The organism is Paenibacillus chitinolyticus NBRC 15660, from assembly GCF_000739915.1.
Taxonomy (GTDB): Bacteria; Bacillota; Bacilli; order Paenibacillales; family NBRC-103111; genus Paenibacillus_F; species Paenibacillus_F chitinolyticus.
Window position 1 is genome coordinate 498831 of record NZ_BBJT01000003.1, and the last position, 24321, is coordinate 523151.

The 24321-nt window shown below is 54.5% G+C and carries 19 protein-coding genes; 3 read left to right on the forward strand and 16 right to left on the reverse strand.

What is annotated here, in order from left to right:
• Positions 1-53: 53 nt before the first annotated feature.
• The 9 genes from PCH01S_RS07510 to PCH01S_RS07550 all read right to left on the reverse strand — a co-directional run bounded on the left by PCH01S_RS07510 (position 54) and on the right by PCH01S_RS07550 (position 13827).
• A complete protein-coding gene (locus tag PCH01S_RS07510; protein ID WP_042228133.1) occupies positions 54-2633 on the reverse strand; it encodes a transglycosylase domain-containing protein in 2580 nt (859 codons plus the stop codon).
• A gap of 152 nt (positions 2634-2785) precedes the next feature.
• Positions 2786-3031, reverse strand: coding sequence for an RNA chaperone Hfq (gene hfq, locus PCH01S_RS07515; protein ID WP_009674373.1), 246 nt, complete (start codon positions 3029-3031; stop codon positions 2786-2788).
• 56 nt (positions 3032-3087) lie between these two features.
• Positions 3088-4062, reverse strand: a complete 975-nt coding sequence (gene miaA / locus PCH01S_RS07520) for a tRNA (adenosine(37)-N6)-dimethylallyltransferase MiaA (RefSeq protein ID WP_042228136.1) — start codon at positions 4060-4062, stop codon at positions 3088-3090.
• Positions 4056-4829, reverse strand: a complete 774-nt coding sequence (locus PCH01S_RS07525; protein WP_042228137.1) for a class I SAM-dependent methyltransferase — start codon at positions 4827-4829, stop codon at positions 4056-4058. Before PCH01S_RS07525 ends, miaA begins: the two co-directional genes overlap by 7 nt.
• Positions 4830-5032: 203 nt before the next feature.
• Positions 5033-7306 carry a DNA mismatch repair endonuclease MutL gene (mutL, locus tag PCH01S_RS07530; RefSeq protein WP_042228138.1) on the reverse strand — a complete coding sequence of 758 codons (2274 nt, stop codon included), beginning with the start codon at positions 7304-7306 and terminating at the stop codon, positions 5033-5035.
• A gap of 6 nt (positions 7307-7312) precedes the next feature.
• Positions 7313-8752 carry a S41 family peptidase gene (locus PCH01S_RS07535; protein ID WP_042228140.1) on the reverse strand — a complete coding sequence of 480 codons (1440 nt, stop codon included), beginning with the start codon at positions 8750-8752 and terminating at the stop codon, positions 7313-7315.
• 131 nt (positions 8753-8883) lie between these two features.
• Positions 8884-11607, reverse strand: a complete 2724-nt coding sequence (gene mutS, locus PCH01S_RS07540) for a DNA mismatch repair protein MutS (RefSeq protein ID WP_042228141.1) — start codon at positions 11605-11607, stop codon at positions 8884-8886.
• Positions 11608-11659: 52 nt separating this feature from the next.
• Entirely contained in the window at positions 11660-13162 is a 1503-nt protein-coding gene (locus PCH01S_RS07545) for a putative amidoligase domain-containing protein (RefSeq protein WP_042228143.1), read from the reverse strand.
• Positions 13163-13263: 101 nt separating this feature from the next.
• Positions 13264-13827: an outer spore coat protein CotE gene (locus tag PCH01S_RS07550; RefSeq protein ID WP_042228144.1), complete on the reverse strand. Its 564-nt coding sequence runs from the start codon at positions 13825-13827 to the stop codon at positions 13264-13266.
• Between the two features lie 1054 nt (positions 13828-14881).
• On the opposite strand from PCH01S_RS07550, the gene PCH01S_RS07555 reads away from it, so the two are divergent.
• Positions 14882-15538 carry a hypothetical protein gene (locus tag PCH01S_RS07555; RefSeq protein WP_042228146.1) on the forward strand — a complete coding sequence of 219 codons (657 nt, stop codon included), beginning with the start codon at positions 14882-14884 and terminating at the stop codon, positions 15536-15538.
• 67 nt (positions 15539-15605) lie between these two features.
• Here the strand turns inward: PCH01S_RS07555 and PCH01S_RS07560 are convergent, their stop codons facing one another.
• The 6 genes from PCH01S_RS07560 to PCH01S_RS07585 form a co-directional block, all read right to left on the reverse strand.
• A complete protein-coding gene (locus PCH01S_RS07560; RefSeq protein WP_042228148.1) occupies positions 15606-16592 on the reverse strand; it encodes an aromatic acid exporter family protein in 987 nt (328 codons plus the stop codon).
• A 109-nt stretch (positions 16593-16701) separates the two neighbouring features.
• Positions 16702-17586, reverse strand: coding sequence for an ABC transporter permease (locus PCH01S_RS07565; protein WP_042228150.1), 885 nt, complete (start codon positions 17584-17586; stop codon positions 16702-16704).
• Positions 17583-18374 (reverse strand): ABC transporter ATP-binding protein, encoded by a 792-nt coding sequence (locus tag PCH01S_RS07570; RefSeq protein WP_042228151.1) that lies wholly within the window; start codon positions 18372-18374, stop codon positions 17583-17585. Before PCH01S_RS07570 ends, PCH01S_RS07565 begins: the two co-directional genes overlap by 4 nt.
• A gap of 84 nt (positions 18375-18458) precedes the next feature.
• Positions 18459-19466 carry an ABC transporter substrate-binding protein gene (locus PCH01S_RS07575; protein ID WP_042228152.1) on the reverse strand — a complete coding sequence of 336 codons (1008 nt, stop codon included), beginning with the start codon at positions 19464-19466 and terminating at the stop codon, positions 18459-18461.
• A 132-nt stretch (positions 19467-19598) separates the two neighbouring features.
• Positions 19599-20039, reverse strand: a complete 441-nt coding sequence (locus PCH01S_RS07580; protein ID WP_042228153.1) for a hypothetical protein — start codon at positions 20037-20039, stop codon at positions 19599-19601.
• A 222-nt stretch (positions 20040-20261) separates the two neighbouring features.
• Positions 20262-21782 (reverse strand): carboxypeptidase M32, encoded by a 1521-nt coding sequence (locus PCH01S_RS07585; protein ID WP_042228154.1) that lies wholly within the window; start codon positions 21780-21782, stop codon positions 20262-20264.
• Between the two features lie 111 nt (positions 21783-21893).
• Between PCH01S_RS07585 and PCH01S_RS07590 the strand changes: the two genes are divergently transcribed.
• A complete protein-coding gene (locus PCH01S_RS07590) occupies positions 21894-22217 on the forward strand; it encodes an iron-sulfur cluster biosynthesis family protein (protein WP_042228156.1) in 324 nt (107 codons plus the stop codon).
• Between the two features lie 65 nt (positions 22218-22282).
• Positions 22283-22885 (forward strand): beta-class carbonic anhydrase, encoded by a 603-nt coding sequence (locus PCH01S_RS07595; RefSeq protein ID WP_042228158.1) that lies wholly within the window; start codon positions 22283-22285, stop codon positions 22883-22885.
• A 140-nt stretch (positions 22886-23025) separates the two neighbouring features.
• On the opposite strand, the gene PCH01S_RS07600 is transcribed toward PCH01S_RS07595, so the two are convergent.
• Entirely contained in the window at positions 23026-24222 is a 1197-nt protein-coding gene (locus PCH01S_RS07600; RefSeq protein ID WP_042228160.1) for an MFS transporter, read from the reverse strand.
• Positions 24223-24321 lie beyond the last annotated feature (99 nt).

Genomic DNA, 24321 nt, shown 5'->3' on the forward strand with positions numbered 1-24321 from the left:
CTCATAAAAAAAACATCCCTCACCTGTTAAGTAAGGGATGTTGAATGAACGTGCTAGCCGTTATTTGGCTGCAGCTCACCGTCTCTGGAACCTGTGGTTCCCGATCCTGCCGGTTCAGACGGAGTTGGGGTCGGTGTCGGAGAAGCAGTGCCTCCGGTACTGCCGCCGTTTCCTGTGCCGCCGCCCGTATTGCCCGGGTTCTTCTCTTTATCCTTGTCTTTATCCTTGTCTTTATCTTTACCTGGGTTGCCGTTTCCGTTTCCGTTTCCGTTGTTATGTCCATTTCCATTTCCGTTGTTATTGCCGTTGTTATTGCCGTTGTTAGTTCCGTTGCCATTCCCGTTTCCGTTGTTGTTTCCATTGCCGTTTTCTCCGTTGTTGTCATCCGGATTGGGAGGCGTCGGAGTCGGCTCCGTTCCCGGAACGTTAACGGACGCAACGTTGGATTGAACCCCTGCGGCGTCTCCGTTGGCCGGAACGACATAGTACTCGTAAGTGCCGCCGGGCTGGACGGTTTGGTCCATGTACTCCGTTGAGTTGGAAGGCGTAAGCTGGCTGAAGTCTGTCTCCCCCGGTCCTTTGCGGAAGACCTGGTAGGCGCTTGTTCCTTCGGGAGCCGTCCAGCTCAAGCGCACGCCGCTGTTTTGCCAGCCTGCTCTCAAGTCCGTCACGCTCTTCTTCTCTTGGACCGGAGGCTTCTCCTGCTCGATTTGTTTGCCCCCACTCGGACGCTCGAAATCTTTTACAGGAATGCCCTTCATCGCTTCGGCCATGACGGCGCTAAAGACCATGTTGGCACGGTCCGAATAATTTTTGCGGATATAGTGCTTCGAATCCGTCTTGTCGAAACCGGCCCAGACGGCTCCGGTCCACTGAGGCGTATAACCGACGAACCAGATATCGCGGTAGTGGGATTCAAGCCCCTTCAAATCGAGCTGGGTCGAACCTGTTTTACCGGCGAGAGGACGACCGAAATCCGCTCTTACACCCGTTCCGCCGCTGGTTACGACTTCCTTCATCATTTGAGTCATATACCAGGATGTTTTCTCGCTCATCACTTTCTTAGGCTCGGCTTTATAATCGATTATGGTTCCGTCGCTTTTCTCGATTTTCAAGATCGCGTGTCCCTGATTATAAACGCCGTTGTTCGCAAAGGCCGCATAAGCTTGCGCCATCTGCAGCGGAGACTCGCCTTTGGTCATACCGCCCAGGGCCATGGCCAGGTTATTGTCGTTTTCGTCGAACGTTATGCCGAGCTGCTTGGCAAAATCTTTACCGGTGTTGATGCCGATTTTGCTTAACGTCCAAACGGCCGGAATATTTTTGGATTTCTTGATCGCATAGGTCATATCGACTTGACCCAGATACTGCCCGTCATAGTTTCTCGGGGCGTATTTGCCGAATTCCTGCTTGGTGTCGTCCAGCATGGATGTAGGCAGGTAGCCCTTCTTCTCGATCGCCGGGGCGTAAACAACCAGCGGTTTAAACGAGGAGCCCGGCTGCCGCGGCTTATACGCACGGTTCCACGTTCCCGATTTATAGTCCCGGCCGCCTGTCATCGCGACGATCCCGCCGCTGGCGTTATCGATAATGACCATCGAACTCTGCATCGGCTGCTCCGGTCCGTCCGGCTGGAACAGCTTCGCGTTCGTGTACGCCTTATCCATTGCCTTCTGAGCCGTGCTGTTCAGCGTCGTATAAATTTTATACCCGCCGTTCGAGATCTGCTCATCCGTAACCCCGTATAAATCGTAAGCTTCTTTAATGACGTAGTCACGGAAGCTCGGGAACAGGTTGCTTTGCGCAACCGGTGTCTGAGTTTTCGGATCGTAATCGACGGCCGCCGCCTGGGCGCGTTCCTCTTCGGTGATCAACCCCTGATCCGCCATAAGTTTGAGAACGACGGCTCTGCGGTCTTTGGACGCCTCGGGATCCGAGATCGGCGAGTACTTCGAAGGTGCTTTCGGAAGACCGGCCAATGTAGCGATTTGCCACAGTTGCAGGTCCTTCAGTTCGATCACGCCGAAATATCGTTTCGCCGCCGCTTTTACCCCGTAAGCCTGGCTGCCGAAATAAATCCGGTTGAGATATTTCTCCAAAATTTCATTCTTGGTGTACTTGTTGTCGATAGCTAGTGCAATGGACATCTCGGTCCCTTTGCGGAAGAACGTTTTATCCGAGTTCAGGAATACGTTCTTCGCGAGCTGCTGGGTAATCGTGCTGCCCCCCTCGACTGCGCTCCGGGCGATAACGTCCTTGACGACCGCACGGCCGAGCGACCAGAAATCAACCCCCGCATGTTCGAAAAAGCGGCGGTCTTCCGTCGCCACGAAAGCATCCACAAGCTGCTTCGGAAACTGGTCGAACTTGACGTTCTCGCGGTTCTCCTTGATGACCTTGGCGATTTCCTGTTTGTCGGCATCATAAATAACCGATGCTCCCAGGGCATCGTCCAATTTGTCTATGTTCGCGGTAAGAATTTTAAGACCATTCAAATAAACGACTAAATAAATACTCATCGCGCATATGAGCGCGAGAAGGGCGGCAATAATCACACCCAATATAACCTTCGCCGCACTCCCCTTTTTTTTCGGTTTCTTGCCTTTCGAAGGCGTTTTACTGCTTGCTGCCATCAACGCTCCCTCTCTTTCTGTGCATGGCTCTCTCTGGGGCTGGCTGCCTTGCAAAAGTGTCACACTAGTAAAAGAACAACCCTATAAAATAAGGTTGTTCCGGACGGTTCTTTAGTTTAGACGAAGCAGGTAAACAAAAAGTTGCCGATCGTTTATTCGGCAGCGGACTGCTCAGGCGCCGGCATCAAAGATACGGAACGCTGAGGCGTAAACGTGGAGATGGCGTGCTTGTACACCATTTGCTGTCTGCCGTCGCTGTCGATAATGATCGTAAAGTTGTCAAAAGCGCGGATCAACCCTCTGATTTGAAACCCGTTGGTTAAGTAAACGGTAACGGGAATGCTTTCTTTACGGAGCTGGTTCAGAAAATTGTCCTGAATATTGATCGATTGTTTCATCAGAAGGTCCCCCTTAACATAATCAAACTAAGCCAAGTCTAAAAGCAAGCGTTTGCTTATGCATTATATTCGTTATCGTGTACAAACTTTCCTGTTATTATAGCATGGAAATGTTCGAGATGCCCAGAAAAGTTTGCGGTATCCGTGACGTCTATCCACTGGATATCCTTCATATGGCGGAACCAGGAAAGCTGCCTTTTGGCAAAGTGTCTCGTGTCCCGTTTCAAGAGTTCGACCGCTCTTTCCAAGGAGATCTCCCCGTCCAGGTAAGAGACCATTTCCTTGTAGCCGAGGCCCTGCATCGCAACCGATTGGCGGGGCACTCCGCTTTCGAGCAGACTTTTCACTTCATCAACCAGCCCTTCGGCCATCATGATGTCGATTCTCTCTTCGATGCGCCCGTACAGCAGCTGACGATCCATGGTCAGCCCGACTATACATAGTTCGTAAGGGGATTCTTTTTTCTGGGCGGCGTTATGGGCCGATAACGGTTTACCCGTCAGATGATACACTTCCAGCGCGCGGATGACGCGCCGCCGGTCGTTGGGATGCAGCTTAAGCGCGGAATCCGGGTCCACCTCGGCAAGCGTCCGGTGGAGAGCTTCATCTCCATGCTCCTCCGCGAACCGATTCTTCTCGTGGCGGAATTCTTCGTCCGCCCCGGCTTCCAGAAACTGATACTCGTAGCAGACGGATTCCACGTAAAGTCCCGTCCCGCCGACGAGAAAAGGAAGCTTCCCCCGCTCCGTAATCTCAGGCACAAGCTGCCTGACGCGCTGCTGAAACTCGGCGACGGAGTAAGGGTAACCCGGATCGTGAATATCGATCATATGATGAGGGATTGCGGCCCTCTCTTCGGGCGTCGCTTTCGCGGTCCCGATATCCATCCCTCTGTAGACCTGCATGGAATCCCCGGAAAGGATCTCGCAGTTCCACCGCTCCGCTATTTCAAGGCTCAGCTTTGTTTTGCCGACCGCAGTGGGACCGATCAGAACAAGCAGCTTCGGTTTGGCGCCTTGGCTGTTCAGCATCGGATCACCCCGTATGCCAGCTTGCTGCCCGTAGGGACGGTCTCCCGGAAACCGAGCCGCTCGAATTCTCCGCTTTGCCGGCCTTCCTTGAGGATGACGCAGCGCCGGGCGACACGCCGGGCTTCTTCCACGGCGGCCGCTTCCAGAGGACGGTCGTCCGCCGCACTGCGCAGAGGCGACAAACCCGAAGACTCCTGGATAGGCGCCCGGAACATCGGATCGAAATACACGATGTCGCAGCTGTTGTCCTCCATGGCGCGCAGCCCGTCAAGATGATCTCCCTGGCGGATGGCAACGCGCTTCATGGCGGCGTCGAATTCGGCTTCTCCCGTCCGGTAGGAGCCCAGGCCCTGCTCGAGCAAATAGGCCAGCACCCGGCCGTGCTCCCAAGCCGTTACGGAACCTTCTTCCCCCACTGCGAAGGAAAAAAGGATCGAATCGGAAGCGAGTCCGGCCGTGCAGTCTACAACGGCATCGCCGCGGCCTGCTCCCGATAACTCAAGAAGCGGATCGGAAGAACCCTGCCGAAGCCGTTTATAGCGGACCAGGGCCATGCTCGGATGGAAAAAGAGCGCGTGAGGACCGCCGAAGTCATATTTTAAGCCTTCCTTCGTAATCAGAAGGATTTCGTTTTCTCCGAAACGCGAACGCAATCCGGAAAGCGTCAGCCGTTTTCGCGGTACAAAGCGGCCGCCCAGCGTCCGGGCTGCGGCGATCGCTTTGTCCACGTCTTCGGAGGCTGGGTCGTACGATGTGGTTACAAGCACAACATTCCCTCATTATCCGTTAGCGAGTTTTAAGTCCGATGACGGGACGGTCGCCCGTTCCGCCAAAGGACATGTACACCATATCACAAAGTCTTTCCGCACGTCAAAACGCGTGTTCGTATCCTTTCGAATCGGGCACAGGCCGGAAAAGCACGCCGTATCAGGGCATTTGCCGCTTCAACCAAGCGGACGGATGCCAACTTTTACATGACGCGTTTGAACATTTTCTCCAGCTCGTAGGTCGAAAACGAAATGACGATCGGTCTGCCGTGAGGACACGTGTAAGGATTGCCGCATCCGCCCAAGCGGTCAAGCAGCGCTTCCATTTCCGCGGTACTCAGACTCTGGTTGGCTTTGATCGAAGCTTTGCAGGAACATAGAGTGGACGATTTTTCCCGCAGCTTGGATAGGTCCACCCCTTTACGCTCCGTTAAAATCCATTCGCACATTTCCTCTACGATCGCCTGCTCGTCTCCTGCCGGAAACCAGTGCGGATAGGCTCTCACCAGGTACGTATTACCCCCAAAAGCTTCCAGATAAACGCCTACCTGCTCCAAAAGCGGCAGCTTGTCCCGGAGGGCTTGAAAGTCCGCCGAAGTAAACTCCAGCGGGATCGGAACAAGGAGTTCCTGGCTGGCTTCCTGCGGCTCTCCGAACTTGGTGTAGTAATATTCGTAATTGATCCGCTCGTGGGCGGCATGCTGGTCGATCATATAAAAGCCCGCTTCGTTCTGGGCGAGCAAATACGTGCCGTGCAGCTGGCCGATCGGCGAAAGCGACGGAAAATCCGGCCGCTTGAGCGCTTCCTTGTCGCTGCGCGTCGGCAGCGCGGCAAGCAGGCTCCCCGCCGCTTCGCGGGAGTATGGCCGGTCGTCCGGCGCCGGTGCGCGGCCGGTACGGCCCCCCGCGCCGGCGGCGGCTCCGCTCCGCGGCTGGCTGCCGTAAGCTCCGGAGCCGTACGGAGCGCCGTAGGGCTCCGCTGCGGCCGGCCGGGATTGCGGCTCGCGCAGGCGGGAAGCCGCAGCTTCCTGCGCGGCAGGCGCGGGCACGCCGTCCGGGACTGCCGCGTCCGAGGCGGAGCCTGTGCGCCGGTCGTCCGCCGCGCCCCGCCCGGACAAGCCCGCGGCTCCGCCGGCGGCAAGGGGCTGTTGCTCTCGCCTGCCGTCGCCGTCCGGTGCGAGGGCCTCTGCCGCGGAGCCTGCCGATCCGGCCCCGCTTTCCGGCGGAGCAAGCGAGTCGAGCGAAGCCAGGCTGCGCCGGCGCTCGTCCGCCTCTTGGGCGGTGTCACGCCCTTCCCCGGCTCCTTCGCGGTTGTCCGCGGAAGCCGGGGCTTGTCCGTCCTCAGGGACAGACAGCTGTTCTCTCCACTGTGCCGGCGTAATTCCCTGCTTCAGCAAGGGATCCGCTTCCGGCCGGTACAGCGTCATCGTCTCTTGAACGAACGATTCCTTGATCCGGGCGGAAGCCTGAACGCCTTTCGGAATCAAGACCTGACGCCCCAAAGCTTCTTTGATCATGTCCTCGATCATTTTTACCAGTTCCGGCTCTTTGCTGAAACGGACTTCAAGCTTGGACGGATGCACGTTCACATCCACAAGAGAAGGGTCCATCTCGATATGCAAAACAACCACCGGAAAACGGTTGATCGGAAGAAGCGTATGGAATCCGTTCATAATGGCATGCTGAACGGCAAAGCTCCGCACGTACCGGCCGTTTACCATAATAGACATGGCGCTGCGGTTCGCGCGGTTCAGCTCGGGACGGGAGATGTAGCCGGAAATTTTGTAATCCAGGCTCTCTCCTCCGACCGCGATCATCTGCTTGCCGACAGCCGACCCGTACACGCCCGCGATAACTTGAAGCAGGTCGCCTCCGCCGAGAGTTTGGAGCAGACTGTTGCCGTTATGTTTCAATGTAAAAGCGATTTCCGGATGTGCCAGCGCGAGCCGGTACATATAGTCGGAAATATGACCAAGCTCCGTCTGGATGGTTTTCATATATTTCAGCCGGGCAGGAGTGTTGTAAAACAGCTCTTTGACCGAAATATCCGTCCCTTTACGGGCGGACGTTTCTTCCTGCGTAACGACGTCCCCGCCTTCCACGGCAAGCTTGCGCCCGAGACCGCTGCCGTCCGTCGACGTCACGAATTCCGTCTTGGAGACAGCCGCGATACTCGGAAGCGCCTCGCCGCGAAATCCCAATGTGCGGATGGAAAAAAGATCTTTGCCCGACTGTATTTTGCTCGTCGCATGGCGGTAGAAAGCCAATTCGCAATCCTCGCTCTCGATTCCCGAACCGTTATCGGTTACGCGGATAAGCTGCAATCCGCCTTCTTCCGCCACGACATCGATGCGGCTGCTTCCGGCGTCAATGGAGTTCTCCACCAGTTCCTTTACGACCGATGCCGGACGCTCTACAACTTCGCCAGCTGCGATTTGGTTGGCGATATGCTCGTCAAGAAGCCGAATTTTGCCCATCTTAACCTACTCCTTCTCCGTCTCCAGCTGCAAAAGATTATCGGCATCTTCCCAGTGCAGCTGCGGATAGATATCGTCGAATTTATCCAGATTGATGTAGCTCGTCCCGTTCTTGAGCAGAAGGGTGTCAGGCGACATCGCGAATGTGTGGATTCCTTTACCGGTGCTTATGTTAACCGCCTGTTCGGCCTGATTCCACTTGATATCGGCGCCGATCAGGGCTGCCAGCGTACGGGAAGCGACAAAAACGTTCCCTCCTTCGCGGATCGGTCTGTACGGCTCCGTCACTTCCACCTGATTGACGGTAACGTCATGCTTGGTTACCCGCACCTCGAAGGAATTCGTTCCCGCTTTGCGCAGGGCCGTAATGAGCTGGGCCGTATAGCCGTCCGATTCAATGTCGGGCGCAATGCCGATTCCGTTGACCGGCTTCATTTTGGGCGTCAAATATTCTTCGAAGGTCACCTTCACGGCGCTTTCGTCGCTGAGACTGTGCAAGCTCTGCATGCTTCCCTTGCCGTAGCTCTTCATGCCGATCACTTCGGCAACTCCATAGTCTCTCAGGGCCCCGGCAAGCATTTCGGAAGCGCTGGCGCTATTTTCATTCAGCAGCATAAAGACCGGAATGTTCTGAGTCGATCCGCCTTTGATTTGCAGAGGCGTATCTTCGTTGTTACGGTTTTTCGTATGGGCGAAGACGCCTTCCTTGATGAAATTGGAGGCGATATTTTGCGCCGATTCCACGAGACCGCCCGGGTTATCGCGCAAATCGATGACCAGCGATTTCATGCCCATTTTTTGCAGGGCCGAAAACGTCGCGTCGAAGATTTCATCGGCATCGCTTGAGAAGCTGTCGATTTTAATGTAACCGGTGCTTGGCGTTATGAGATAGCCTTCCACATTCGGCAAATGTATTTTTGCCCGGGTTAATGTCAGGTTCAGCTCTTTGCCGTCCCGCTTGACCGTCAGTTCGATTTTGGTTCCTTCGGGACCGAGAACTCCGCTTACCACTTCGCTCAGGTTCTTCCCTTGCGTGGAAACGCCGGCGACTTTCAGAATGTAATCGCCTTTTTTTAGTCCGCCCTTTTCCGCAGGGGACCCTTCGAAAATTTTGTCCGCATATACGCCGGTCTCGTCATAACCCATCTGGGCGCCGATTCCGTAATAATTATTTTCCAGGCTGTCCGTAAATTTCTCCAGCTGTTCTTTAGTGAAATACGTTGTGTACGGGTCCTTGGCGTTAATTTTTTTCAGCATGTCAGCAATGCTCAGACCTTTAAGCTCATCGGTCGTAATCCCGCTTACATGGTATTGGCCGAGTACTTGTCTTACTTCATCCGTTGTCCGCGCACTCTCCTGAGCCCATGCCGAAGCAGGGATTACCGCACCGAACACTACTATGGCGGCTACCGCCGTTTTTAATTTACGAATACCGGGAAAACCCATTCATAATCACCCTTTTATTAAGATACGATGCGTAGGAAAACGGAGGGCGGACCCTAGGTATCGTTTAATCCCGGCTTCGTGCGTCATTCTTCTTTGGAACCATTTAGTTGGAAAAAAGCGATTTTCCGCTGTCAGGCCTGTAATTTTTTCTTCAGCTCGTAAATGACATTAATTGCCTGCAGCGGTGTTATGTTTAGCAGATCCAGCGCTTTAAGCTCGTCGATAACCGCTTGCGTCTGCGGGTCCGGCTTGGCGGAAGGCGCCTGTGCCCGGACCGGCTTCGCCTCCTCGAAAAAACTCAACTGCTCTACGGCGGAGCGCTGGGACAGCGCTCCATCCGGCACACCGTAAGGAGCGTTCGCCTCCCCGGCCCCTGCCGCATTCGCGGACGTACGGGCTGCAGGCTCCTCCGTCAGAACGGCCCCGCCGGATGACCCGGCTCCCGGTTCCGGCCCGTCGGCTGCCGCACGCGCCTCGAAAGTCTGCAGAAGCTCGTACGAGCGGGATATAATAGCGTCCGGCAGGCCCGCGATCTGGGCACAGTAGATGCCGTAGCTCGTACTGGCCGCGCCCCGGATCAGCTTGCGCAGGAACGTAACCTGCTGGCCGCTTTCTTTGACGGCCATACAATAGTTCCGCAGCTGCGGAAGACTTTCCTCCAAGTGAGCCAGCTCGTGAAAATGGGTGGAGACGAGCGTTTTGCACCCGATCTCGTGATGGAGGAACTCGATGACCGCCTGGGCAATCGCCATGCCCTCCCCTGTCGAGGTTCCACGTCCGAGCTCGTCGATAATGACGAGACTGCGCTCGGTGGCCTTCTCCGTCATGACTTGGATGTCCATCATCTCCACCATGAATGTGCTCTGGCCCCCGATCAAGTCGTCGGCAGCGCCGATCCGCGTAAAAATGCGGTCGATGATCGGAATCCTGGCGCTGCTTGCCGGTACGAAGCAGCCGATCTGCGCCATCAGGCAGATAACGGCAACCTGCCGCATATACGTGCTTTTACCCGCCATGTTGGGGCCGGTAATCAGCAGCATGCTTCCGTCGCCGGCGGTAAGCTTCGTCTCGTTCTCGATGAACGCCCCGCTTTCAAGCACCGCCTCGACGACCGGATGTCTGCCTTCTTCGATATGCAGGTCGTAACCGTCGCCGATCTCCGGCCGGATAAACCGGTTGGACGCGCTCACCGCAGCCAGCGACTGGTACACGTCGAGCTCCGCTATTGCCTCGGCCAGCTTCTGGAGGCGTCCGATCTGCGCGGAAACCCGTTCGCGAAGCTGAACGAACAGCTCGTACTCCAGATCGGTGCGTTTGTCCTCCGCTTCGAGAATAAGCGCTTCTTTCTCCTTCAATTCCGGAGTGACGAAGCGTTCTGCGTTCGCGAGTGTCTGCTTGCGTTCGTAGCGCCCTTCGGGAAGGGACCCCACGTTGGCTTTGGTTACCTCGATGTAGTAACCGAACACTTTGTTGTAGCCGACTTTGAGCGACTTGATGCCGGTCGCCTCGCGCTCGCTTCTTTCCAGCTCGGCGATCCACTTCTTCCCGTTGGTGCTCGCTTCGCGGAGCTGATCCAGGTAGTCGTGATAGCCTTCGCGGATCATGCCTCCGTCGCGTACGGACACAGGCGGGTCATCTTCGATGGCTCCCAGAATCATCTCCGAGATGTCGGAGCAGGGATCCATTTCGTCGACGAGACGCTCGAGTACCCGGGCGCCCGCGCCGGCGCACACATTCTTCAGACGGGGCACCTGCTCCAGCGAAACCCGGAGCGCAATCATGTCCCGGGCGTTGGCGCTTCCGTAAGCCATCCGGGCGACGAGCCGCTCCAGATCGTACACTTCTTTCAAAACGGTGCGCAGATCGTCTCGCAATATAAACTGTTTGTACAGCGTCTCCACCGCGTCGTGCCGGCTGCGGATCGCATCGGCCTGCATCAGCGGTTTCTCGATCCAGCGGCGCAGCATGCGGGCGCCCATGGCGGTAACCGTTTCGTCCAGCAGCCACAGGAGCGACCCCTTGCGGCTGCGCTCCCGGACCGTTTCCACCAGCTCAAGATTGCGGCGGGTGAAAGGGTCCATCGTCATAAACTGCTGGGGCGAGTAGGCGCGAATTTCTTTGATATGAGTCAAGCTCTGTTTCTGCGTTTCATGCAAATAGGCAAGAAGAAGCGAAACGACACGTCTTGCGGAGGCGTCCAGCTTCCCGGCCGCCTCTTCTCCGAACTGCGGAGCGAGCTTGTCGTCCGCCGCCCGCTCCCACGCCGTAAACACCGTCGACTTCGCCGTAAGCGGAATCTGGCCCCGGACCCGGTCAAGAAGCGGCCCGTCCCCGATAATCTCTGCCGGAGCGTACGCGTTCAGCTCGTCAATCAGCATTTGGAGCGAGTCCGACAGGGAGGTTGCATACAATTCTCCGGTGGACACGTCGCAGGCGCTGAAGCCGTACCGGCCGCCGACCTGAGCGACGGCCGCTATGTAATTGTTGCTCGCGTCTCCGAGCGTTTTGCCGTCCATCACGGTGCCCGGCGTCACGATCCGGACGATTTCCCGGCGGACGACGCCTTTGGCTACGGAAGGGTCTTCGACCTGTTCGCAGATGGCGGCCTTGTAGCCTTTCTCTATGAGACGGGAAATATAATTGTCCGCGGAATGATAGGGAACCCCGCACATGGGGATCCGTTCTTCCGTACCGCCGCCGCGCCCCGTCAAGGTTATCTCCAGCTCGCGGGAAGCGTTGATGGCGTCTTCGAAAAACAATTCATAGAAATCTCCCAAACGGAAAAACAAAAAAGCATCCGGCACCTGAGCCTTGATTGCCAGATACTGTTGGATCATGGGTGTGTATTGAGTCATTCTAAACCTCCGACGAAACTTTCAGCGGATAAGGCTGTCTATGATTCTTCTATTATAGCATGTTTTCCTGCACGGCATCCTGTTTCCGTCCGTAGGGGCCGATTTTCCAGCTCCGCCGGAAATCGGCGAGTTCCTGCCAGCCTTCCATTCGCCGCGATTGTTCCCGGAGCGGACGCAGATACCTTGCGAATTCCCCGTACATGGGCTGTTTCTCGAGATCGGTCCATAAGCCTTCCGCGGCATCCGCCAGGGCCGGCTTATTGCCGGCATAATAATTTTTCTGAGCCTCCATATCGTCCAGCGGCCTTTGATCCAGATCGAAATAACGATCCGCGATTATCCGTGCAAGCGCGAACACGCCGAGGGCAATTTCGGGCGAAACCAGCCAGCTCGGAAGCGTCCGGTACTCAAACCCGCCGTGCCGCTGACGGCGGTAATCCCCCAGCAGCCCGTAGCGCGGGCGGCGCTGCGCTGTCGTCTCCCCCTCGATCATCATAAGAGGGAGAGCCAGGTAGTTATCCAGCGCGCGCAGCAAGTGCGAATTCAGCCAGCAGCAGCTGAAATGAACGTGCCCGCCAAGCGGAAAGCCCGGCAGCGGCATGCCGCCGGCGATCCAGGCAAGGCTGTCGTCGCCGATCTTGCGCGCGGCCATACGCATCGTCCGGCGCAGGTTGGCGGCCATCTGCGCCGGCTCGCTGCTCGGCTGCGGCCGCAGCTCGGCCAGCGGCAGAATGACGCGGTGGCCGCTGAGCACGATCGCGTCGCAGCCGACCTGGCCTTCCCGCTCCAGATACTTGGAGGCGGACACGACTTTGCCGCGCGGATTAACCAGCAGAAACTCGGGATCGCTCCCGAGTACTGCGGGCTCCGTCCGCGCCAGCTCCTGCGAGAGCTGATCGGCATAGCGTCCGATCGCTTGCGCGAAGAGCGCCGCCAGAGGCTCATCCAGCGGCGGTGATGGATCTACGCGCAGCACGAGCGTCCTGCCGGAAGGCTCGATGGCGATATGCACGAGGCCGTAGTCGAGGCCGAGAGCGTACACCGCCTTGACCGACTCGCGGACGGCGCGTTGGGTGTGAAACGTCTGCTGGTCGAGGCTGACTTCTTGGAAACCGGACGGCTTTTTTCCGGCCGTGCCAGGAAGGAGCAGCAGGTTGTTTTTCTGCCGGTAAACGGCGAGGGCCTCCATATGGAAAACCGGTATGCGGTATTCGTAGGAATACGGCCCGCCCGGACGGCTGCCGCGAGCACGGCGATCTGCCGCCTCTCCCGGGAAGTTCCGGACCGTCCGGATGCCGTGTACGGCAAGCTGCATCCTTGCGTCCTCTTCCCGGAGCGCCAGGGAGACCGCTTCCGGAGGCTGCAGCAGAACGCGCCGGGGCAGCGCGGTCAATACCCGCTCCTGCTCCGCCGATAGTTTGCCCCAGGCCGCGATTCTCACAGGCGTCTTGTCCGGAAGCTTTTCCCCATGCGGAATGTTCAGGAGATCCAGTTCTCGGCTTATGACAGAAGCCGTCTGCTTATCCCGCCCGGAGTACTGCACGAAGAGCTGCATAGTCGTCCTCCTCTCGGCTGCCCATTTTTACCCGGAGAAACAAAAAAGAGGGCAAATGCCCTCTGCCCCAGCTTCTTCCGCGGCATATGATGAAGTAACCTTTAACTTAAATCATCTTCCAGCAGATCGGGGTTCAAATCTTCGAAATCTCCGTCATCGCCGATGAGGTCGAAGTCTACATGCTTCTCTTCGTAATCTCCGCCGCTCGGATCGACGATCACGTGCACCTTCGTTTCCGCCGTCAGCTCCACATGGAATTCGCGCTCTACGCGGATCAGCACGTTCCCGCCTCCGGAGATGCTTGCTTCCACACAGTTCGGTTCCTGCGTTGCGACCGCAGAAACTTCCGCTGTGACAGATTTGTGCCGCTTGTCGAGGTACGACAAACCGACTACCTCCGCATAAGATACCGTTTCTTTCGCGACATCGGTTTTCGTATTCCGATCATACGAATACCAGATGTTGATATCGTAAGTACCGACGACCTCGACTCCCTCTCCAGACTTGACGGCTTCGTACTGATTGTTGATAATCCAGGCGCCTAAGATACTGGTTGGAGCATGAGGCGGAGTCACGGTATGACTTACGTGCGAAAATTTGCGTCCTTTGCCGCAGACAGCTTTCACGATGATCTCTCTGCTTTGCAAATTTCTATCTATTGACATCCTTTCAACCTCCTCCATGCAATCATTCATTACAAGTGTATGCAGGACATAGGCGATTGTTGATTGAACGGACGTAATCAAATCAAGATAATTTGTAAATTCCGCATTAAATCAAGCTTCGTCTTCTTATACTAGTTAAATGGAAATAAACCGATCCAGATGAAATCGGGCCCGGTAACGGTCACTCTTCAATAGCCGGCTGCGGTTGAACGCAGCCGGTTATCTTTTTGTTCCGCTTCACGAATCAAGCTTCGGCCGTGTCGTGTTTCCGCTGACACAAGCCCCCAAACCATCGACAGCCATTCCTCATGGCACATAGATCGGCTGCTTTCGCCCGCTGCAAACGAAATCGTTACCGTGGATAAAAAGAACCCCGCACGAAGATTCTTCAAAGCCTTCCGGAACCATGCTCAAATCAAGCGGCCCGGTTGCGCGGAACTTCTTTATGCGCCACAGCTTTTTATTGAAGCTGATGCAAACCTCGCACGATGACTTCAGCGGTTAGCGATATCCTCCTTCGCAAGAACACCTGTGCAGCCCTCTCCCATCAGAAGGACATTCGCCTAACTAAGACATGTTTTACCGGAAATACTAAAGCTTACGTTAGTGCTCTTTTCTTCGAATTATCGAAACTCCGGTCTGACGGGCGATCCGCAAACGGGTCCACGATTCGATGTTTCGAATGCGTTTATTCATAAAATCATAAACGAATAGGAGTGGCTAAAAAGAGATTCGAGGGAGGCAAACCGCTTCATCGCGGGATAATTATGCCCGTTACCGTATACGGCCGGGACCTGAGGCTGACATCTTACGGGTTAAGTGAATCTTTTGAATAAAAAAAAGCCCCTAAAAGGGGGCCTTAAATAATGAGGTATCTCATTGTCCACTATCACTTTATGAAACCTATAAAATTTTGACTGGACTTAATTGATAGACACTAAACGACTGCCTCTCCGCGTTAACCTCTTTTTCCAACAATAGGTTATCGTCCTTTCAAACCTTAGACACCTGTCATAGGATGATCGTGTATTAAACATTCCGAGGAGGTATCTTAATGAATTGTCCACACAGAAAGAGATGCCACAAAAAAACGATTATCGTGTGTAAACCGAAGAGAAAAAAGAAAGTCGTTATTGTAAAAAAGAAAATCGTAAAAGTATCCTGTCCCCCGCCTACCGTAAACGTAACGCCTATTCCCGGACCCCAAGGTCCGCAAGGACTCCCCGGTGCCCAAGGACCCCAGGGACCCGCAGGCGGAATTTCATCGTTTGCCTTTTTGTGCAGCACAGAGGCGCAGACGATAGCCGCAGCACCCACACCGGGGGGGCAAGGCGGAGCCGTATCCTTTAACGGCTCCGTCATCAGTGCGACAGCCATCACATTCGCACCTCCGTCCAGCATTGTCATAAACGAGAACGGATTTTATAAAATAACGTATGAGGTGTTCCCTACACAAGGAAATAACGCTTTCGGCTTGTTCTTTGACCCTGACGCGGCCGGCCCGGCCCCTGCGACTCTGGTTCTTTGCAGCAACTATGGAACCGGCGCCGGAAACAACCCCTACCCCGGGCAGGTTATCGTTCAATTAACGGCCGGCGGAGTATTGACCTTAAACCGGATTGATAATACGGGAACATTAACTTTACAGAACGCAATCGGCGGAGGAACACCGACGGTAAGCGCTTCTCTTTCAATCGAGAAACTGGCATAGTCTTCATTTCAACGATATAAAAAGCCCCCGGCCGTCAGGCTCGGGGGAGTCGCCTAGGGCAACATGATCAGGAGCGCGCGGATGCGGGCTTCTGTTTTTTTTGCTTTTTGGCGATGTTCAAATAATGGCTCAGTTCGCGGGTCAACTGCTGGAGGGCCGCCCTCGCCTCGAACTCGGACAGCGTCTGCGGCAGCGTCTCTATCTTGAAGTTCGCCTGCAGGGCGGCCAGCTTTTTCTCCGAACGTCCGGTGTAGTAGTCTACTTTGCAGTCTTTGCTAAGCTCTTCGAAAATAGAAGCAAGACTTTCCCCGAGAGGCAGCTCCCGGCTGACCTGGGACACCAGCAGCGCCATCCGCTGAAGGGATTCGAACTGCTCGTTGCGCATGTAAAAATAGAGCTGCATGTCCGTATACGTATGAGTGCCGAAAAGCAGCGCGTTCTCAAGCGACCGGCTGGCCGTTTCGGTTCCCGTTTTCAGCACTTCGTCCAGCTCGAGAAGTTCCTTGCCGTTCCAGACGACGGTCGTATCCCTTAGATGTTCGGCAATATGCAGAAACACATCCGAGAAAAGTCCCTCGACTTTGGACCGGTAAAATTCGATTTCTTTGTCCGCTTTGGGCATATACGAAATGTTGATCAGCGTGGCGCTTCCCAGGCCGACGATAAGAAGAATGATTTCATTTAAAATAAGCGGGGCACTGATCGCCTGCGCATTATAAATGTGAAAAATGGTGACGGAAGCCGTGACCGCTCCGTCGCTCAGCTTTATCCGGTGCAGGACCGGGAAAACGATAAGTACGAACAAACTGAGCACCCAAACGCGGAAGCCGAGCAGGCTGAACAGGACGGATGCGAAAAGGACGGCCAGAATGGAAGCCGCAATCCGCTGAAAAGCGTTGTTGATGCCTCTGCGCTTCGTTACCTGAATACCCAAAATAGCAAGAAGCCCTGCGGAATTCGGGCTGGTTAAGCCGATCCACCGGGCCAAGGTAATCGATACGATGACGGCCAGAGCCGTTTTTAAGACGCGAATGCCGATGAAAGGAATGTTCATAGATGTTTGCTCCGTCGAGTGAATTTTTTCTGCTTCGATTATTCCATGTTCAGCGATATTGTTCAAGTCCACCGGTCACACGAGCCGGCAGTTTACGCTTCTATCAGACTTACCGGCGGGACATCAATTTATTCTCCAGGTAGACGACGGCCTGATACATAAAGGTTGCGACGATCGCGATAACGACCAGACTTGCAATGACGAGCGTGAAGTTGAACACCTGGAAACCGTACACGATAAGGTAGCCGAGTCCCATTTTGGAAACCAGGAACTCGCCGACGATGACCCCGACCCAGGCAAGGCCGACGTTCGCTTTCAACGTTGCCACGATCGTGGGAAAAGAGGCGGGAAGAATCACTTTGCGGAAGACCTCGCCCCGACTTCCTCCGAAGATGCGGACGACTTTCACGTAATTGTCGTCGACTTCCTTGAAGCTCCCGTACACCACAAGCGTCGTAATGATGACCGTCACCGAAAGCGTCGTCGCGATAATGGACAGCATACCGGGACCGAAGCCGACGATAAACAGCGGACCCAGCGCCACTTTCGGCATGCTGTTCAGCACGACGATATACGGATCGAGCACACGCGACAGGAAAGGCGACCACCAGAGCAGCATCGCCAGCGCCGTCCCGAAAAGCGTGCCGAGCACGAAGCCGACAACCGTCTCATAGACGGTATATCCCGTGTGGGGAAAAATAGAGCCGTCCGCGATTTTGGAAGCCAGGAGAACAAACACTTTGCTCGGATAGCTGAACAGCAGCACATCGATCCATTTCAGGCGGCCCGCGGCTTCCCATACGCCCAGGCCGATCACGAGGATGAGCAGCTGGGTGACACGGACACGAACCGCGACTTTGCGTTTAGTCTCCAGGTGGGCCGCATGAATAGTATCCGCAAGCGTTCTGCCGTCCGTATGCTCCTTGCCGTGCACCTGTGCGCGGGTACCGGCTTCTTGATTCTGTGCCGTTTCATCTGCCGGATAATGATTCACGTTTCCGCCTCCTTTCCGCCCATACGCTCGAATTCCTGCCATATCTCGTGGAAAAGCTCGTGAAATCCCGGCTTTTCTCTCGCTTCGACAGGCAGCGTCCGCCGGATGTGCTCAGGCACGGCAATCTCCCTCCGGATCCGGCCCGGGTGAGGTTCAAGCAGGATAATCCGGTCGCTCATCGCGATGGCTTCCGTGATATCATGCGTGACGAGCAGCGCCGTTTTGCCCCGTGAACGGAGCGTCTGCACGACGAGATCCTCCAGCTGCAGCTTAGTCTGGTAATCGAGCGCGGAGAACGGCTCATCCAGAAGCAGCAGCTCGGGCTTCGCGGCCAGCGTCCGGACGAGGGCGACGCGCTGCCTCATTCCGCCGGACAACTGGGCGGGCCGGTAATCGCGGAATGCGGCAAGCCCCATCTCCTCCAGGAGATGATCGACGTACGCTCCCGTTTCCTTGTTCAGCCTGCCCAGCAGCTCGAGTCCGATGACGGCATTGCCGTAAATCGTCCTCCACGGAAACAGGTAATCCTGCTGAAGCATATACCCGACCCGGGAAGTAGGGGAAACTATTTCCCGGCCGTTAATCAGCACCTGCCCCCGGGTGGGACGGATCAAACCGGCGATAATGGACAAAAGCGTCGTTTTGCCGCATCCGCTCGGGCCAAGCAGGCTGACGAACTCGCCGGGGCGGATCGTCAGCCCGATATTTTCCAGTGCCGGGTTCGCCTGGGCGTCCGACACGTACACATGCGTCATGCCGCTAACTTGAACCGTGGCCGCTGTATCCATGGCCGCATCCCTCCTTATCCCCTTGCATGAGAAAGGCCCCCCGGCCAGAGCCGGCAGCCGCGGCACTAGGCAGGCCATGCCTGCTCACTTCGCGTTCACCTTGGCTTTCTCGGCAAAACTGTTGTCCACCAGCTTGCTCCAATCGGCCTTCGCTTTCAGCTCACCCGCCTGAGTCATGACGTCCTGGAGGTTGTTCCATTCCGCTTCGTCGATGATGGGATCGGCCGAGTAGGTGTTCTGGTCTTTATACCGTTTCACCACGCTTCTCACGATTTCCGGATCGGTATCCTTAAAATAAGGCAGAACCGCATCCGCGATTTCGTTGATGCTTTTCGTGTGCATCCAGTTCTGGGCCCGCTGTACGGCATTCGTAAACTTCTGAACCGCGTTCGGGTTTTTCTTGATAAAACTTTGTTTCGTCATGTAAACGGTGTACGGCAATTTGCCGCTTTCGACTCCGAACGAGGCCAGGACGTATCCTCTTCCCTCTTTCTCGAATACGGATGCCTGAGGCTCGAAAAGCTGAACATATTCCCCCGTGCCCGAAGAAAAAGCGGAAGCGATGTTCGCAAAATCGACATTCTGGATCAGGTTTAAGTCCTTATGCGGGTCAATGCCGTGCTTGCGCAGCGCAAACTCGCCGGCCATTTGCGGCATTCCGCCCTTGCGCTGGCCGAGGAAGGTTTTTCCTTGGAGAGAGTTCCAATCAAAATCTCCGGCCGGTTTCGTGCGCGATACGAGAAAGGTGCCGTCCGTCTGCGTAAGCTGGGCAAAGTTGATGACGGGATCGTCGCTGCCCTGCTGATGCACGTAAATCGACGTTTCCGATCCGACCAGCGCCACATCGATGCCGCCGGAGAGCAGCGTGGTCATCGTTTTGTCCCCTCCGGCCGTAGTGGTCAGGTCCACTTCCAGTCCCTCGTCCTTGAAAAAGCCTTGCGAAAGCGCGACATATTGAGGCGCGTAAAAGATCGATCTCGTGACTTCACCGATACGGATTTTGCTGACTTCTTCCTGTTTCGAGCAGCCCGGCAGAACCAATCCCGCCAACAGCACCGACAGCAGGAGGAAGACGATAGATCTTCGTTTCATGGCGTCTCCTCCATTCTTCTTGATTGCTATCAGCTTATGCACAGGCAGGCGGGCGGGTTAACTTACGACAAAAAAACTGAAGTCATCTATCGACTTCAGTTTATGAAAAATTTCATATAAAATATATTTTGATTATTTATAAACGTTGCCAGCAACTTTTACACCATTTATTGGATTAAGATTAATTATTTTTAGACTTACTGAACCAATAATAGGTTTATTAAGAGTTAATACACGAGAAAACCATGTCCCCTCTTTTGGATAGTCACCTGTTACTGTAGTTTCGGCTAAAACCTCATCCCAAATTGCATTTCTTAAAACAATCTGGTATTTGACATTCGCTGTCGAGTCTGCAGGAAAATATTGATAGCCTTTTATGGTAACAGAAGACACCCCTGTTACATTAAATGGCTCACTATATATATGATCGCTATGAACAGGAGTCCATTGACCCGCTTTTGCTGGCAGACCATCATACCATGCAACACTTTCTGCACTGACTGTTTGCAAATTCAGCGATATTATTGCAATAAGAGAGATTAACAACATAAATGAACCTTTAAACAATTTCATTTTTAAAACACTCCTTGTCTTATGTATTTATAATGGTTTTTCCTCCTTTCAAAGTATATATTACCATTTATTTGTATGTTTGTATACCAATTTATGTAAATCAAATTAATAAGACTGCCTAGACAAACTTCCTAGACAGTCTTATTAAACAATATATAGAAACTGCAATGTTAAGAATTAATATCTACTAAAACAAAAACCTTAAGCTTTTTGTTTTATCTATCAGCTTAAGCCGTAAAGCGGCTTATATTTATCCTTGAGGTAATCCACCAGATACTGCGGATTGAGATCCTCGCCCGTCACGCGGCGGACGATCTCGTTAGGCGTCTGGGATTTTCCGTAGCGGTAAATGTTCTCGACCAGGAACTGTTTGATCGGAGCGAAATCGCCTTTGGCCAGCAGCTCGTCAAACGCCGGAATTTCTTTGCGCAGCGTGTTGGTGAACTGGGCGGCGTACATGTTTCCGAGCGCATAAGACGGGAAGTACCCGAAGGAACCGCCGGCCCAGTGCACATCCTGAAGCACGCCTTCCGCGTTCGTGTCCGCCTCGATGCCCAGGTACTCGCGGTATTTCGCGTTCCAGGCTTCGGGCAGGTCGGCGACTTTGAGCTCGCCGCTGAACAGCGCTTTTTCAAGCTCGTAGCGGATCATGATGTGGAGATTGTAGGTCAATTCATCCGCTTCGATCCGGATCAGCGAAGGCTCGGTATGGTTAATCGCCCGGTAAAACGCCTCTTCGCTCACGTTGTCGAACTGTCCGGGGAAGGTCCGCTGCAGATCGGCGTAGTAGCGGGACCAGAACTCGCGGCTTCTTCCTACCATATTCTCCCAGAAACGGGATTGTGACTCGTGAATGCCCATCGACGTTCCCGTGCAGAGATTCGTTCCGATCAAGTCTTCCGAAATGTTCTGCTCATAAAGCGCATGCCCGCACTCGTGAATCGTACCGAAGAGCGCGCTTGTCGCGTCTTCAGGCAGATAACGGGTCGTGATGCGGACATCGCCCGGATTCAGGCCGGTCGCGAACGGATGCACGGTCTCGTCCAGACGTCCCGCTTCGAAGTCGTAGCCCAGTTCCTTTAAGATGAACAACGAGAAATGCTTCTGCTTCTCTTTGTCGAACGTCTGGCGCAGGAACGAACGGTCCGGCTGCGGCGCTTTCTTGATTTCGGCCAGGAGAGGCACCACTTCGCTGCGGAGAGCCCCGAACACTTCGTCCAGCTTCTCGACGGTCATGCCGGGCTCGTACATATCGAGAAGGGTATTGTATTTATGCCCTTTGTAGCCCCAAAGCTCGACGAATTCCAGGTTCGTCTCCACGATTTTTTCCAGGTAAGGCTGGAACATGGCGAAATCGTTCTTTTCCTTCGCCTCTTCCCATGCGCTTTCCGCTTTGGAGGTCAGCACGACGTAATCCTGGTATTTTTCCGGGGGAATTTTTTTGCTGCGGTCAAATTCCTTCTTGGCTTCCTGAACGATGCGCCGGTTCGTTTCGTCAAGTTCCTCAATGCGCGCCGCATCGGAGAAGAAATCCAGGTATCCGCCCATTTGGTCGGATACCGACAACCGGAACGCTTCGGTGGACAGCTCGCCGATGACTTCGGAACGTTCGGATGCGCCCTTCTTGGGAGCCCCGGTGCGCAAATCCCAATAAATGAGGCCGACTGCTTCTTCATAATGTTTGATTTTACGTATGTATTTGCGGAATTCATCCAGTTTGCCCTGATAGTCTGTCTGGCTCATGGTGGATTCTCCTTTCACTAAACAGGTATACTGTCATCATACTTTCTATGCGGGAGATAATCAAATTCTTCCGTTTGTGATACAATTGATAAAAAGGAGGGAGCTTACGAAATGTATATTCACTTTAGCGAAGCGGCCGTCGAAGCCCTTACTAACCGTCTTCCGGAAGACGCGATCCTTAGGCTGTTTTACGATACGGAAGGCTGCGGATGCGCCTTGGCCGGCGTAGCCGCTCTTCACATACAAGCCGCTCATACCGAAGGAGACGTAGAGGCGCAGAGCAATGCGTTCACCGTGCAGTACGATCCTCGCAAAGAGGTTTTCTTCGAAGAAAAACTGTCGGTCGACTACATGCCCCAGCGGGGAACCTATGTCCTGAAAAGCAGCCAGCAGACCTACAATCCGGCCATGAGACTGGTCAACTGCGTGAATTAGCACGAGGCGGCCCCAGGCTGTCTTTGCCATAAAAAGAAACCATACAAAAGAAGCGGAGGATTTATATGAGTTTAATATCCGAAATTCTCAATTACAATGAAGCGTTTGTGGATTCCAAGGAGTACGAACAGTATTTGACAACCAAGTTTCCCGATAAACGGATGGTTATCTTGACCTGTATGGACACCCGTCTGGTGGAACTGCTTCCCAAAGCGATGAACCTGCGCAACGGCGACTCCAAAATCATTAAAAATGCCGGCGCTCTCGTCTCTCATCCGTTCGGAAGTATTATGCGGAGCATTATCGTAGCCGTATACGAGCTGGACGCCGATGAAGTACTCGTAATCGGACACCGCGACTGCGGCATGACCGGTTTGAACTCGGAGAAGGTTCTGAGCAAGGCGCGGGAACGCGGCGTGCAAAACGAAGTGCTGGACACCCTGCATAACTCCGGCATCAACCTCGACAAGTGGCTGACGGGTTTCGAGCAGATCGACGAAGCGGTCATCGGAAGCGTGAACATTATCCGCAATCACCCGCTCCTGCCGAAAAACCTTCCGGTACACGGCCTGGTCATGAACCCGCAAACGGGTAAACTCGACCTGCTAACGGAAGGATACGACGCCACCCCCGTAAAAACGAATCCGGAAGAGTTTCCGTTCATTTGATTTAACGGGACGTCACTCGTCCATTTGTTTACATACAAAAAAACCGCCTTTCGGCGGCAGGCGCTGCAAACGCATTGCGCCCGCCCGAAGGCGGTTTTTTTGTACTTACCGGAGGCCGTTTGCTGCCGGACTTTCCTGCTTTAGGAAGCTTGCGCGGGATTGCCCGATCTCCTTGTTTTTTTGTAAACGGCTTCGACCACCGCAAGACCGAGCAGATAGAAAACGGCGAATCCGACCGTCATCCAGAGCGCCCAGGAGCTGCCCGCCTGATCCATGACATATCCGATCAACGCCGGGAAAACGGCTCCACCGAGACCCGCCAAGCCGGTAATTAGACTTGTCACAAGCCGGGCGAGACCCGGAAACGTATGATTGGCATACACCATCGTAATCGAATACACGCCGGACAACAGCAATCCGAGCGCAATAATCAGGATATACCCGGTCCAGATGTTTTGCAGCACGATGAAGGCGGCCAGCACGATCAGGCTGCTTGCCATACTGATAAACAGAAACCGGCTGTAAGTGACCTTCCGGATAATCCAGCCCGTGGCGAGACGTCCCAGAACCATCGCTCCCCAGAACAGACCGACGCTGAGTGCCGCAAGGAAAGGCGCCGCATCCAGGTACGAGATAAAAATGGAAGACAGGAAATTGTTCATGCTCCCTTCGATTCCGCAGTACATAAAAATCATAAAGCCGAAGAAAACGAGCAGCAGCCATTTCAGACGGGCCGAAATGTTCTCGGGCGGCGCCATGTTGCTCGCGTCCTTCGCGGCGTTTTCGTCGAGGTCCGTTTTGGAGTATGTAATAACGACCCACACTCCCGTCATCGCAAGGGCCATGACTCCCGTAACCACAAACGAGTATCTCCACAAATCCAGCGAGATCAACAGGCTGGAGATGACGGGCATCAGCAGAGCCCCCAGGCCGAACGAGACTTCCAGGTAGCTCATCACAACCGCCCGGCGCCCTACAAAAACCTCCATCATGAGCGTCGCCACAATCGTTTCGACGGCAGCCGTTCCGAGACAATTCATAAAATTGATAACCAGCAAAGCCGAAAACGGCGGAAGCGACCACATCATAAACTGGGAACCCGCAATAATCAGACACGCCAGCGCCAAGATCTGCTTTTCGCTAAAACGGTTTAACAAAAGAGTCGCCACCGGCACCCCGACCAAAAATCCGATAGAGCCCCAGAAAACAAGCTGGCCTCCCATTGTGTAAGTAACCTCGTAATGCCGTAAAATTTGCGGCAGCACGGAACCGATCGTCGTGATAACCAATCCCGCCAGAAAGTACATCACATAAGATGCCTGTGCAAAACGTTTCAACTCCGACTCACTCCTCTATCGACAGGGCCAGCTATCCGCCAAGCGCCCGATCGTATTCTGTATAAGCGCCCACATCCCTACTCCCCGGATTAACGCGTC

Coding starts and splice junctions, on each gene's coding strand:
- PCH01S_RS07510 (WP_042228133.1), bottom strand. CDS start 2,633: ATGGCAGCAAGCAGTAAAACGCCTTCGAAAGGCAAGAAACCGAAAAAA.
- hfq (WP_009674373.1), bottom strand. CDS start 3,031: ATGAAACAATCGATCAATATTCAGGACAATTTTCTGAACCAGCTCCGT.
- miaA (WP_042228136.1), bottom strand. CDS start 4,062: ATGCTGAACAGCCAAGGCGCCAAACCGAAGCTGCTTGTTCTGATCGGT.
- mutL (WP_042228138.1), bottom strand. CDS start 7,306: ATGGGCAAAATTCGGCTTCTTGACGAGCATATCGCCAACCAAATCGCA.
- PCH01S_RS07535 (WP_042228140.1), bottom strand. CDS start 8,752: ATGGGTTTTCCCGGTATTCGTAAATTAAAAACGGCGGTAGCCGCCATA.
- mutS (WP_042228141.1), bottom strand. CDS start 11,607: ATGACTCAATACACACCCATGATCCAACAGTATCTGGCAATCAAGGCT.
- PCH01S_RS07545 (WP_042228143.1), bottom strand. CDS start 13,162: ATGCAGCTCTTCGTGCAGTACTCCGGGCGGGATAAGCAGACGGCTTCT.
- PCH01S_RS07550 (WP_042228144.1), bottom strand. CDS start 13,827: ATGTCAATAGATAGAAATTTGCAAAGCAGAGAGATCATCGTGAAAGCT.
- PCH01S_RS07555 (WP_042228146.1), top strand. CDS start 14,882: ATGAATTGTCCACACAGAAAGAGATGCCACAAAAAAACGATTATCGTG.
- PCH01S_RS07560 (WP_042228148.1), bottom strand. CDS start 16,592: ATGAACATTCCTTTCATCGGCATTCGCGTCTTAAAAACGGCTCTGGCC.
- PCH01S_RS07570 (WP_042228151.1), bottom strand. CDS start 18,374: ATGGATACAGCGGCCACGGTTCAAGTTAGCGGCATGACGCATGTGTAC.
- PCH01S_RS07575 (WP_042228152.1), bottom strand. CDS start 19,466: ATGAAACGAAGATCTATCGTCTTCCTCCTGCTGTCGGTGCTGTTGGCG.
- PCH01S_RS07580 (WP_042228153.1), bottom strand. CDS start 20,039: ATGAAATTGTTTAAAGGTTCATTTATGTTGTTAATCTCTCTTATTGCA.
- PCH01S_RS07585 (WP_042228154.1), bottom strand. CDS start 21,782: ATGAGCCAGACAGACTATCAGGGCAAACTGGATGAATTCCGCAAATAC.
- PCH01S_RS07590 (WP_042228156.1), top strand. CDS start 21,894: ATGTATATTCACTTTAGCGAAGCGGCCGTCGAAGCCCTTACTAACCGT.
- PCH01S_RS07595 (WP_042228158.1), top strand. CDS start 22,283: ATGAGTTTAATATCCGAAATTCTCAATTACAATGAAGCGTTTGTGGAT.